This is a genomic window from Nocardia vinacea, from assembly GCF_035920345.1.
In the GTDB taxonomy this organism is placed as follows: domain Bacteria; phylum Actinomycetota; class Actinomycetes; order Mycobacteriales; family Mycobacteriaceae; genus Nocardia; species Nocardia vinacea_A.
This window is the reverse complement of sequence record NZ_CP109149.1, coordinates 9640110-9652930: the sequence shown is the minus strand read 5'-3', so window position 1 is coordinate 9652930 and position 12821 is coordinate 9640110. Positions and strand designations below refer to the sequence as shown.

The window sequence follows — 12821 nt, the reverse complement described above, 5'->3', positions numbered from 1 at the left end:
ACGGTATGCTTGGACGATATGGCCGGTCGTCAGGATGACCGGCCACGTCGATGGCCTAGATGCGCCGCGAAGCATCATTGTGATGGAATTCATTGTCTGCCAAGACTTCCGCTCCCTCGGGAAGGGTATTCCCGCGCGCCGGTGACGGCCGCGCGGGTGCGCACCCGACCCGAAATCCGCCGCCAACGCCGTCCGCGTTCGCATGGCTGTTGGAATCATCTACTCGCGGCGCCGCTTTGGCCCAAGCACGGTGTCAATCTCGGCACGCTGCTTCGCACATGTGATGCGGTCGGTGCGTGCATGGCGGTGCCGCGACGGCCCTGGGTGCCCGATGCGCTCAACCACGGCAATACGCTGCGCCACCGCCAGTGCGTGCATTGGATCGACGGACGGGTCGATCGATGGCTGCAGCGTCAGCGGGACGGGGGTGCGGCGATCGTTGGCGTAGAACTCACCGACGAATCCATTCGGCTCGCCGATCTACCCGTCGCCCGCAAACGCACCGTCATCGTGCTCGGCCACGAGTCCACCGGCATCCCGCCGGAAGGGCTCGAACTACTGGATCTGGCCGTCGAGATCCCGATGGTCGGCACCGGACACAGTCTCAATGTGGCCGTCGCCGGATCGCTGGTGCTCTACAAACTCGCGGGGCTGTGCTGAGTTCACCAGCCTGAAACCACTGCTGGAGTTCGAGCCGTCGACGTAGGTCGCGGTACATTGCGGTGGAATTCACGTCGGAAGTGGGAGCGTGCGATGACCGATCCATTGGCACTGGAGATTCGGCGGCAACAGCTGTTTCATCGGCTGCGGGAACTGCGCGGGGAGCTGGCCGAGCTCGATGCCGACTACGGTTCGTTGCAGGTCTCGGGAATGTTGGTCGATACCGACGGGATCGGGGCGCTCACCACCCCGGCCTACTGCATTGCCGGGGCACGAGAAGTCTTCGAGGAGACCACGATCGAACTCGATGCCGCCGCAGATGCGCTCGATCGCGCCGGGGTGTACACCACCCGGCTGCGTCCGGTCGTCCTCGAGTAGTAAACCTGTCGGTGCCTGCGGCTACAGTCACCTGCCATGAACCTCGCGACCGCGACCGTCGCCGATATCGTCGACGCGATCACGCCACTCGATGCGCTCGAGCGGCAGCATATCGAGGACACCAGGGCCTGGCTGGCCTCGACCGACGATGTGTTCCGTCGCGTCAAACCCGATACTCCCCCACGGCATCTGGTCTCGTATGTGGTGCTCGTCGACCCGCGAGCCCGCAGCGTGCTGCTCGGCCGACATCTCCTCGCCGGTCTGTGGCTGCCGACCGGCGGCCACATCTCGCCGGGAGAACATCCGCTGACCGCCGCCGGACGCGAGGCCGCCGAGGAGTTGGGCATCGATCCCGAATTCACCGTCATCGGGACCGAACCGCTGTTCCTCACTGTCACGACGACGGTCGGCACGCACAGCGGACACCAGGATGTCAGCCTCTGGTACGTCATCCGCGGCGACCGCACCCGCGAATACACCTTGGACCCGGGCGAATTCGCGGAAGCACGCTGGTGGGATATCGACACCTTCGACCACACCGACGCCGATCCACATTTCGCGCGCTTCCTCACGAAACTCGAACCGCTACTCCCCGAAAGGATTCCGAACCATTGAACGACTACCGATCGGCGTCTACCAGCCCTACGTACTCGACTCCGGTGACAATGTCGGGCAGGATTCTGGTCACTCGATCACCAGAACCGACCGTGCGAGCGGGCAAGAACTGTTGGTAGTGCACGATTTCGTGTTGGTCACGCACGGTGTCGGCGATGCCGGTCACGATCACGCACCAGCCGAGCGAGGTCCGGTGGTCGATCGCGTCCACCTCATAGGCCACGACCTGACGATCGAGCGCACCGGTCGTCGCGGCGTCGGCGTAGATGACCAGATGGTCCTCGACCAACGCATGGCTGACCGGGCGAATCGCGGGTAAGGCGTAGCGCGAGAACGCGACACGCCCGAACCCGATCGTGCCCAGCAGGTGCAGTGCGGTATCGACCGACAGTTCGCGTGACTCCCGGACACCGTCTACTGCCATACCCCATTATCCACCAGTTCGTCACGCGAAGCATCCCCCAATCGATCATCTCGCTTCGGACAGGCAGTGATCATGTTGCCTACCAAGCAATTACACGGTACGAAGGATAAACAGGTATCGGTTTTCCGAAGGAGCCGTTCGTCGCCGCCGAAATCGGGCGCAGTAGAACGGCCACGTCTCCGGGGTCCCGAAACGTGGCCACCGAATACAAATCAAACGACTCAGGAGGATTTCGATGCCCGACGATGTGCGGTCGAGCTCCCGGACCGGCGCCCGCGTGGGCAACAGCCGAGGCACGTGGCGTAGGCCGCGACGATCATTCGGCCCCACCAAGGAGCTATCCGGAACCGCCACCGCGTTCGCCGATACCAGCGATCGGCTGGTGCGCCGCCTCTTCGACACCGGGCTGCGGCTGCACAAACTCCGCATGGTCTTCGATCGGCCGGATCCGAGCGCCGCCGAATTGCGGACGGCCGGCGATGCGATCGCCGCGATGCTCGACGACCTGGATGGGCTGATCCGCGAAACCGGACTCGCCATGCTGGATCTCGCCCACGAACGGGATACCGAGACGATCGAATCGCTGCGCAACCAGGCCATACACGACGGGCGACTGACGAATCGTCGCGGCCGACTGCGCTGAGCGGTGTCGGTGCACGATCGCCGGATGAGGGTGCGGCAGTTGGGCGGGGACGAATGGACAGTCGCCCGAGAGATTCGGCTCGACGCACTAGCGGGATCCCCACCGGGGACGTTCGCTTCGACATTCGAGGTCGCATCGCAGTGGGATGAACCGCAATGGCGGCAGTGGATGGGTACACGGCTGCTGTTCGTCGCCGAACGCGACGGCGGAGTCGTCGGCTCGGCGGGCATCGTCACCAAGACCGATGACAGTCCGCCGACCGTGGTGTCGGTCTGGGTGAATCCGAGCGCACGCGGCACCGGAGCCTCGGACCTTCTGCTGGCCACCACTATCGACTGGACCAGGGCACATGGACACGGCGAACTTCGACTCTGGGTTGTCGAAGGCAATCATCACGCCGAGTCCTTGTACCTGCGAACAGGTTTCGCCTTCACCGGAGGTCAACAGCGGTGCGCAGAGGATGATCCGCGGCTGGAGAACGAGATGTTCATTGCGGTGACGTCCGGGTAGGACCGGCTCGCCATCCCGGATGACATCTCGACGGGCGCGTCCGTCATGAGATCCGACGGCACCGAGGTTCACAACCCGGCCCGCCGCACCCCACTCACCTCCAGCGCCGCGAACACCGCAACCCACACCGCGCCGATCAGCAGGAACGCGACCCCGAGCCCGGTCAAGTCGAACAGACCCGAGAACGGCAGCACCACCAGTGCCAGCGCCGAGACCATATTGACCCCGATAACAGCGACCGCATGGCTCGGCACAAGGTCCGGGTATCCGGCAATGAGCAGCAGCGCCAGTCCGCCGCCGACCATCGCGACGCCGAAAGGAATGGACCAGGCGGTCGGCAGCCCCAACGGCCCACTCAGCGCAGCCGCTCCGGCCAGCATGACGACGCCGAACACCCCGGTGCCCCAGCCATCCAAGCGCAGCACGGTACGCAGGTAATCGGTGCGCGCGACGAGTGTGCTCATCTTCTTCTCCTCTGTCGATCCGGCAGCCGATCGGCTCCCGAAACCGACCATGCCGGGCCTGAGGTGAAGGTCTCAATAACCTCTGAGGTCATGGCCGAGCGCACGCGGCGCTGATTAACCTGCCCAGGTGGCGGTAAATCAGACGGAATCGCGGGTCGGCACCCTGCTGCGCGACTGGCGGCAGCGGCGCAGGCTCAGCCAGCTCGACCTGGCGCTGGCCGCGGACAGTTCCTCGCGCCACATCTCCTATATGGAGACCGGACGGGCCAAACCCAGCCGAGCCATGATTCTGCGGCTCTGCGATGCGCTGGAGGTGCCGCTGCGCGAGCGCAACACCCTGCTGCTGGCCGCCGACTACGCACCGGCCTACCGGGAGAGCAGCCTCGACGATGCGCGCCTGGCCTCAGTCCGCTCCGCACTGGACATCATGCTGACCGCGCACGAGCCCTATCCGGCGGTGGTGGTGGACCGCCTGTGGAATGTGGTCACCGGCAATAACGCCATGGGCCTGTTCATGGCCGATATCCCCGAAGCGCTGATGCTGCCGCAACCGAATGTCTACCGGCTGGTGCTGCATCCCGACGGCCTCGCGGCCCGCCTCGTCAACCTGACCCAGGTGCGAGAGTTGTTCCTGGAGCGACTGTCCCGCCAGGTCAATGCCACCGGCGACGCCGAGCTCCGAACACTCTACGACGAGGTCGCCGCCTATCCCTTACCACCGGATTTCATCGTTGAACCCGAGGACGATGCGGCACAACCCAATCCGTTCGAGGTGCCGCTGCGCATCCGAACTCCGTTCGGCGAACTACGCATGTTCAGCACCATGGCCACCTTCGGCGCACCCGCCGACGTCACGCTGTCCGAACTCGCGATCGAGTTGTTCTACCCGCTCGACGAATTCACCACCGCAGCCCTGCGCGGGCTCGCGGCGGCGCACAACTTGTCGACGGATCAGATGGGCTGGAATCCGCTGCCGACTCCGCCGGTGGCGTCGACGGCCTGAAGTATCTGATCGATCGGCGCGAAGAATGCCGGTGAGTGAATGGGATTCGCGGGGAAGATGCATGGAATATTGAATCCGACGCCACCGATTCCGGTCAGCCGCCCCTGATTCATGCCGACCAGCCGATCACCGACGGTGACCGGACCACCGGAATCGCCCGGCTTGGAACAGGATTGGTTGATGGTGGTGCCCTCCAGCGAACCCCAGACCACACCGCAGTCGAATCCGCTGCTGCGCCCGCTCGTGCACACCGGTCCGCCGGCCGCGGGCGCCGCACCGAATCCGGCGATGATGGTCGGCCCGACATTGCGCACGGGCGTGACCTTGGCCGGATCGAATTGCAGCACAGCGAAATCGAGGCCTTCGCCCTCATCGGAGTATGCGACCGTGCCGATCACACCGGCATCCAGGAAACGCTCGGCGCCGAATCGCGCGCCGGTCGGGGCGCAGTGCCCCGCGGTCAGCCCGACGAGGCGCCCGTCGCTGTCGTAGCCGATCGTGGTCAGCGAGCACACGGCGTTGTTATTGAAGACCAGGCCGGAACTGCCGCCGATCACGGCATCTCCGGTCGCGTGGGCAGTACCGGCCCCCACGAGTCCGACGGCCGCCGAGCACAACGCGATCATTCCGAACTTCACGGCAACTACTCTCCTTCTCGAAAAGCGCTGGCCGACATTGGAATCGACTCAGGCTTTGGCCAACCGCACACACGATGGAGAGCCGCCCCCGACAGCTGCGGCCACCCCGGAACTCTAGTTGACGCGTCGTGTGCAGGGTTGGGCCACACCGCTCAGGCGTCGAGCATTTCGGCGCCGAGCTCCCGGTCCGGATCCGGATCGGCCGCCCCGAGCGCCGAGTCCAACTGCACCGCGACCTCGCGAACGTGCGGTTCGGTCATCATGTGCAGGTGGTCGCCGGGTACGGGAACCAGCGTGAAGCGCCTGGCCGCATACTGCTGCCACCCGTTGTTCGCGCTGTCGAACATGCTGCCGACGGCCTGGTGCGCGAGATCCACACCGGGTGGCAGGCCCTCCTCGGCGCGCAGCAGGGTGATATCGCGGTCGTAGGGTTCGAGCTGGTACTCGAGCAACGCCGTGTAGTTGGCGTAGAACACCTCGTATAGCCGCCGGATCGCCTGCGGTGAACTGTCGGCGGGCAGAATTCCCGACCTGATCGCCTCGGCGAGCATCGCGTCGAAGAGCGCCTCGGATCCGTGCACGTCGGGTTCGAAATCGACGAGCGCGGCCTTATTTCTGCGTGCGTACCAGAGCAATTCGAGGAAGAACCAGCGAATGAGCTGTTCCTCGGCAATGGGTTCGCGAGCCTGCTGACGCAATGCCATGGTGTCCAGCAGCGTCACGCTGGCCACCTCCCGCTCGGGCAGTTGCCGCGCCATCTCGAGCGCGACATTGCCACCGAAAGACCAGCCGGCCAGGTGGTAGGGCCCCTCCGGATGCACGCGACGCACCGCCGCCAGATAGGACTCGGCCATCCCGACGATCGTCTTCTCCGGTGTGCTGCCCGCATCCGCGCCCGCGGCCTGCAGGCCGTAGATCGCGCGATCCGGATCGAGGTAGCGGGCAAGCGTCAAGTAGCACAGCACATTTCCGCCGATCGGATGCACCAGGAACAACGGCGGCTTATGCCCGCCGACGGTGATCGGCACCAGCGGGTCGAAGGTGCGCCGAGTATTTCCGGACCGGATCAGCGCCGCGAGTTGGGCGGCCGTCGGCGCGCCGATGAACAAATCCAGCGGTATTTCGGCGCCGAAGCGCCGGGACAACCCCATCACCACGCGCATCGCGCCGATGGAGGTGCCGCCCGCGGCGAAGAAATCGTCGTCGAGGCCGATGGAACGTAGCCCCGCGTATTCGGCAAGTAGCTCGACTGCGGAGTGCTCGTATTCGTCGGCCGGTTCCCGTTGTGCGGTAACCGATTCCGGTGCGGATTCGACGATCGAACGCAAAGCGCCGTCGTCGCGCTTACCGCTGGGGGTGCGGGGCAGTTCGTCGAGGAAGACGAATCGCGAGGGCACCATATGCGCGGGCAGTACGCCGCGCAGATCGTGGCGCAACGCGGTCAGATCGGTCTGCTCGGCGGCACCGACGAGGAAGGCGATCAGCGCACCGTCGATGCCGCCGAATCCCCGTGCCACCACCGCCGCCTCGGTGATGGTCGGATACTTCTCGACCAGTCCGAGAATGCACAGCTCCACCTCGGCGGGCTCCACCCGGAAACCGCGGATCTTCACCTGACTGTCGCTGCGGCCGAGGCAGACGAGATCGCCGGAGGCCAGCCGCACGCCGAGATCGCCCGTGCGATAGAGAACTCCGCCCCCGTGGGTGGCCACGAACCGCTGTGCGGTCAGTGCCGCCCGGCCCTGGTAACCGCGGGCGAGGGAACGGCCGCCGAGATAGATCTCACCGATCACACCGTCGGTCACCGGGCGCAGTGCGCTGTCGAGCAATTCGACGGTATCGCCGTCGACCGGGCGTCCGATCGGTGGCAGCGCCGGATAGTCGTCGGGTGAACCCGCGAGGGTGAATACCGTCGCGACGTGGGATTCCGTTGGGCCGTATTGGTTTTCCAGCAATAGCCCCGGCACCACTTTGCATAGCGCACGGATCTCGTCGGTGATGCGCAATTGCTCACCGGAGGACGCGAGCACTTTGAGGTCGATCGGGAACTTTCGCCGGGCGACCACGGCCTCCGCGAAGGCCTGCAGTGCGACATAGGGCAGGAACAGCCGCTCTATGCCTTCGTCGACAACGGTATTGAGCAATTCCTCGACATCGGCGCGCAAGTCCGCCGAACTCACCCGCAGTGTGGACCCCGCCGCCAGGGTCGTGAAGATCTCCTGAAACGACACGTCGAAGCTCAACGGCGCCAACTGCAATGTGCTGGCCAGATTCATGCCCGATGGGCTGCGGTTCTGCCAGTCCACCAGCGTGCTCAGGCCGCGGTGCGACATGGCGACGCCCTTGGGCTCGCCGGTGGAGCCGGAGGTGAACAACACGTAGGCGAGTGCGTCGGGCGAAATGTAGTCCGGGACAGCGAAATCTATATCACTCTCAGCCGTCGGATCGAACACCTCCGCCGTGTCCAGCACCAGTCGAGCACTGTCGACGATCTCGGCATAGGCGGCGTCGGCGATCACCCGGTGCGGACGGGCGCGGTCGATCATGAGATTCAGCCGGGCCCGCGGGTAGCTGACATCGAGCGGCACGCAGGCCGCGCCCATTCGCATGAGAGCCAGCACCAGCAGCACCAACTCCGGGCGACGGCTCATCAGGATGCCGATCCGGTCGCCGGGCCCGACCCCCAAACCGTTGAGCCACCGGGCGAGTCGCTCGCTGCGCTCGATCAGTTCGTCGTAGGTGAGGCTGGATTCGTCACCCTGAACAGCGATGGTGTGCGGATTGAGCGCGGCCGCGTCGGCGACAAGTGTGCCGACATCGCGCGCGGTCGCCGGACCGGTACCGCGATCGATCGCCGCATCCGGATCCGCGACGATCGCCGCCAACATGCGCAGCTGAGTCACCGCGACGGTCTCGCATTGGTCCTTGGTCAGCGTGTGATCACCGTTGACCCGTACCCACATTCGGCCGTCGCGCGGATCATGGGCCACCGTCACCAGCAGCTGGAAATTGGTGTCCTCGCGAACGTCGAAGTCGCGCAGGGTGACTCGGTCCGTACCGAGAATCGGTGCGAAGACGTGGTAGTTGATGAAGTTGAATGCCGTCTCGAACACGGGCCCACCATCGGCCAGGATCGACCGCAGTGGATAGCGTCGGTGCGGGTAGGCGTCGCGATCCCGGCGGGCTATCTGCTCTACGGCCGCGCGCCAGGTGGTGGCGGTATCGTCCAGCCGCATCGGCAGCGTGTTCAGGAACAGGCCCGCGATACTTTCCGCGCCCGCCCGATCCGGTCGGCCGTGGCTGACCACGCCGGTGGTGATATCGGCGCGGCCGGTCACCGTGCGCAGGGTCAGGCAGTGCGCCGCCAGGTAGACCGCCTTCTCGGGCACCTGATGCCGAGCCGCGAAGGCGGTGACCCGCTCGGCGAGCCGACGCGGCACCAGGGCGGCGGCCCGTGGGTCCTGCGCATCCGCACCCTCGTGGACACCGAGGGCAGTCAACGCGGTCGGCTCGGCACCGGCCAGCGCCTCGCGCCAGAACTCGCGGGCCGAATCATCGTGCACCGCGGCAATTTCGGACCGGGCGTACTCGGCGAGGACGGTGGCCGCATGCGGCGTGCCATCGATATCGGTTTCGATCAGTCCCAGCTTGTTCAGGTAGTCGACCAGCAGCTCGAGCACCGAGGTCGCGACACTCCACCCGTCGAGGATGGCGTGGTGGAAGCTGAGCACCAGATCGACGGTCTGGAGGGTGCCCTCGGACGGCTGCAGGAATACCCGGACGGCATGGAGCGGGGCACGCGCGAGGTCATACTGGGCGTGCCTGCGTTCCTGCGTGTAGTCCTCGACATCCTGATCGGCCAGCACCGGATCGAGATCGGAGACATCGACGATGTCCATCTCGTACTCGATCGCGGTATGCACGACCTGCAGCGGGACCGAATACTTGCTCAGCTCGAACGAGGAGCGCAGTGCGGGCTGACGGCGTACCAGCCGGTCGAATGCGGCGCGGAATTGCGCAGCATCCCAGGGCATTTCGAACCGATAGCGGAATACGTCCTTGTAGGTCACCGAATCCGTGCGCTCGATGCTGTGGAAGAGCATGCCGAGCTGCAGCGCGCTGGCCGGAAAGGCATCCTCGACCTGATGCAGTGCGGCGCGGTCGATCAGCGGCACGGTCGCCAATGGATCGGCGATGCGAATCCGGTTGCCGTCCGGGCCATCCGAGACAATCTGGGCTAATTCGGCAATGGTCGGATGCTCATAGAAGGCATCCACATCGAAGAACAGTCCGCCGCGTTCGGCTGCGGTGCGTACCGATAGCGCGAGTATGGAGTCACCGCCGTGGGTAAAGAAGTTGTCGTGTACACCAATGGAGTCGATACCGAGCACGGTCCGCCAGACCTGTGCCAGCTCGGCCTCGACCGGTGTCCGCGGTTCGATCGGCACGCCGACGAAGTCCGGATGCTCCGAAACCGCCGCGGCCCGGACCAGCGCCTTGCGATCGGTCTTACCGTTGGGGGTCAACGGAATCCGGTCGACGCGCAGCAGCCGGGTCGGAATCATGTAGCGGGGCAGGCGAAGCGCGATCTGTTCGGCGATCTCGTCACCGGTCACGGCATCGCCGACGAAATATCCGACCAGATGCAGCCCATGCGTTTCGGACTGCTCGTCGACGACAACCGCCGCGCGCACACCCCCACAGCCCAGGATGGCATTCTGCACCTCGCCGAGGGTGATCCGGTTACCGCGGATCTTGACCTGATCATCGAAACGGCCCAGATACTCCAGGGTGCCATCGGCCAGCCAGCGCGCCAGGTCACCGGTGCGGTAGCGGCGACGGCCGGGCACGGTCAGATCGTCGACGAATGCGGCCGCGGTCAGGTCGGGGCGGCCACGGTAGCCGCGCGCGAGGCCGACTCCGGCGATATTGAGCTCGCCGGGAACGCCGATGGGCATGCGGCGACCGGATTCGTCGAGCACCAGCAAGTCGATATTGTCGATCGGACGGCCGATGGGCACCAGATCCAGCAAATCCCCTTGCGGGCACTCGAAATACGAGACATCCACGGTGGCCTCGGTGGGACCGTAGAGATTCACCAACTGGGGCGGCCGCAGAGCGACTGTGGCGAACGCGGCATGGAAGCGGCGGACCAGCGCGGGCGGCAGCGCCTCACCACTGCAGAACACCCGGCGCAGGCCCGCGATGCGCGGCACGATCGTACGATCGGCCTCCAGTTCGTCGACGAAGGCCGCCAGCATGGACGGCACGAAGTGCACGACGGTCACCGCATTCGCCTCGATGGCCTCGGCAATGCGGCGCGGATCGCGCTCACCACCGACCTCGAGCAGCGCGACCTTGGCACCGGTGATGGCCCACCAGAACAACTCCCACACCGAAACGTCGAAGGTGACGGGCGTCTTCTGCAGGATCACGTCATCGGCGAACAGCGGGTAGCGGCGCTGCATCCAGGTCAGCCGGTTGACCACCGAGCGGTGCTCGACCATCACACCCTTGGGCACACCGGTGGAGCCCGAGGTGTAGATGAGATAGCTCAAATCGTGTGGGTGCGAAACATTTTCGACGGTGCCGGGCACAGTGTCGGCCACCGAGATACGGGTGATGCCGAGGTCTCGGTAGACCTGCGCATGCTCGCTTCCAGCGACCACGAACCGTGCTTCGCAGTCCGCGAGAACCGTTTCGACACGCGCCGCCGGGTAGTCCGGATCGAGCGGCACGTAAGCGCATCCGGCACGCAGGATGCCGAGCACCGCGATGAGCATGTCGGTCGAACGGGGCAGAACCACCGGAATGCACTCGTTGCCGGCGGCACCGAGCTCATGCAGGCGGGCTGCGAAACCGTCGACCAGACCGGACAATCGGGCGTAGGTCAGTTCGCGGGAGTCGGCGGATACGACCGCCACCCGGTCCGGATGGTCGGCGGCCTTTTCGGTGAAGAGCCGATCAATGGTGGTGTAGGGGAATTCGATACGCGGACCAGCCTCGAAGGCCTCGACTTCGGCACTCGCCTGTGCCGAAAGCAGCGGCAGCGCACCCACCGGGGTCTCCGGATTGTCCAGCGACGCGGTGACCATTTCGCCGACGCTGCGCAGCGCCGATTCGATCGGGAAGCTCGCGTCGAAAATGTCTGTGTCGTAGAACAACTGGAGGCTGAACGACCCGTCGCGGCCATTTTCCGCAGTGACGATAGTGAGCGCGTTGGTCACCGAACCCGGATTGTGCACCGTCCATTTCGAGATCAGCTCGTGGACGTAATCGGCATCCGGCAGCTTCGTGTGGGAGAAGGCGACGTCGTACAGCGGCGGCGCGGCCGGATCCGGATTCAGCGCGCGGGTCAGCTCGCCGTAGGGGAAGCGCTGATGCTTCTTGAGCTTTCGAATCTGCTGGGTCACCTGCTCCGCGATACGCGCTAGCGGCACGTCGCGATCGACACGCACCGGCAGCGGAACGGCATTGGCGCGATGGCCCTGCGTGCGATAGGTCTCCGCCGAGTGCCGGTTCAGCATCGGAACGCCGATCACCACCTGATCGGTGCGGTGGATCGACGCGAGATACGTTGCCACCGCGGCGGTCAGATACGCGAAGACGGTGACACCGGTGGCGCGGACGCGGTCGAGGTGCTTCCCCGAGATCATCGTGTTGTAGTGTCCGCGGGCGATTCTCGGCGAGCTGGTCCGATGGGGGAACAGGGCGGGTTCGACACCGTCGAGCGCGGCGAGCAGACCGTCGCGGTCCGCCGTGTACTGCTCGGAGGTCCGGTACGCCTCGTCGTCCTCGATGATCCGCCGATAGGTTGCCACGGAACGGTCCGTGTGCTCGTTGGCAGGCTCGGGCACCGCAAGCTGTTCGAGCGGAACGTCTTTCATCTTGTAGCTGGTATCGAGCGTGGCGATGACCGGATTCATGCCGTAGCCGTCGGCCAGCGCGTGATGGAACGACATGAACAGGAAGAACCGGTCCGGCCTGTCCACCACCGCGGCCAGCCGCGCGGGCCGATCCGGTCGCTCCGGCGCGCCGACCTCGCGCCACAGCCACTCCTGGGTCGCGGCCTCGGGGTCCGGTGCTCCGGTCAGGTCGACGACCTCGACCGGCGGAATCTCATTCGAAATCCATTGGCGGAATTCGCCGTTCTCGAAGGCGAAGCGCAGTCGCAATGCCTCATCGCTCATCAGGGCGCGCTGCCAGCACGCCTGCAGCCGCTCGATATCCAGCGGCTCATCCATGCGCAGGCTATAGGTCTGCTGCGCAACGGGTTCCGGTGCCAGCCGGAATGCCAGGCCGAGCACATCGCGCTGATATGCGCTGACCGGCCATGCTTCGATTGGTCTTTCGGGATTTGTGCTGGTTTCCGACGTCACAGTCACTCCTATCGCGACAGTCGCGGCACAGACCGTGCGCGAACTGTCCAGGACCCACCCCTGACGACGCCGAAACGCATAGCTGTTACCACTTGTATCCAGTTTTC

10 protein-coding genes are annotated in these 12821 nt (G+C 65.3%); 6 read left to right on the top strand and 4 right to left on the bottom strand.

Annotated elements, in window-relative coordinates; all coding sequences use genetic code 11:
* Positions 1-18: 18 nt before the first annotated feature.
* The 3 genes from OIE68_RS43810 to OIE68_RS43800 all read left to right on the top strand — a co-directional run bounded on the left by OIE68_RS43810 (position 19) and on the right by OIE68_RS43800 (position 1653).
* Entirely contained in the window at positions 19-660 is a 642-nt protein-coding gene (locus OIE68_RS43810) for a TrmH family RNA methyltransferase (protein WP_327096760.1), read from the top strand.
* Positions 661-753: 93 nt separating this feature from the next.
* Positions 754-1038 (top strand): hypothetical protein, encoded by a 285-nt coding sequence (locus OIE68_RS43805; protein WP_327096759.1) that lies wholly within the window; start codon positions 754-756, stop codon positions 1036-1038.
* A gap of 36 nt (positions 1039-1074) precedes the next feature.
* Entirely contained in the window at positions 1075-1653 is a 579-nt protein-coding gene (locus tag OIE68_RS43800) for an NUDIX hydrolase (RefSeq protein WP_327096758.1), read from the top strand.
* Between the two features lie 4 nt (positions 1654-1657).
* Here the strand turns inward: OIE68_RS43800 and OIE68_RS43795 are convergent, their stop codons facing one another.
* A complete protein-coding gene (locus OIE68_RS43795) occupies positions 1658-2077 on the bottom strand; it encodes a pyridoxamine 5'-phosphate oxidase family protein (protein WP_327096757.1) in 420 nt (139 codons plus the stop codon).
* 235 nt (positions 2078-2312) lie between these two features.
* Between OIE68_RS43795 and OIE68_RS43790 the strand changes: the two genes are divergently transcribed.
* Together OIE68_RS43790 and OIE68_RS43785 are read left to right on the top strand one after the other, a co-directional pair.
* The gene (locus OIE68_RS43790) at positions 2313-2720 is read left to right on the top strand and encodes a hypothetical protein (protein ID WP_327096756.1); all 408 of its coding nucleotides are present in this window, start codon (positions 2313-2315) and stop codon (positions 2718-2720) included.
* A 24-nt stretch (positions 2721-2744) separates the two neighbouring features.
* Positions 2745-3230, top strand: a complete 486-nt coding sequence (locus OIE68_RS43785) for a GNAT family N-acetyltransferase (protein ID WP_327096755.1) — start codon at positions 2745-2747, stop codon at positions 3228-3230.
* Positions 3231-3298: 68 nt separating this feature from the next.
* Here OIE68_RS43785 and OIE68_RS43780 read toward each other — a convergent pair whose 3' ends face one another.
* Positions 3299-3694 (bottom strand): hypothetical protein, encoded by a 396-nt coding sequence (locus OIE68_RS43780; protein ID WP_327096754.1) that lies wholly within the window; start codon positions 3692-3694, stop codon positions 3299-3301.
* A 127-nt stretch (positions 3695-3821) separates the two neighbouring features.
* Between OIE68_RS43780 and OIE68_RS43775 the strand changes: the two genes are divergently transcribed.
* Complete coding sequence (locus tag OIE68_RS43775) at positions 3822-4697, top strand: helix-turn-helix transcriptional regulator (RefSeq protein ID WP_327096753.1); 876 nt, start codon at positions 3822-3824, stop codon at positions 4695-4697.
* Here the strand turns inward: OIE68_RS43775 and OIE68_RS43770 are convergent.
* Positions 4646-5335 (bottom strand): hypothetical protein, encoded by a 690-nt coding sequence (locus OIE68_RS43770; protein WP_327096752.1) that lies wholly within the window; start codon positions 5333-5335, stop codon positions 4646-4648. The two genes, OIE68_RS43775 and OIE68_RS43770, sit on opposite strands and share 52 nt — an antisense overlap.
* 152 nt (positions 5336-5487) lie before the next feature.
* The gene (locus OIE68_RS43765) at positions 5488-12714 is read right to left on the bottom strand and encodes a non-ribosomal peptide synthetase (RefSeq protein WP_327096751.1); all 7227 of its coding nucleotides are present in this window, start codon (positions 12712-12714) and stop codon (positions 5488-5490) included.
* Between the last annotated feature and the right edge of the window lie 107 nt (positions 12715-12821).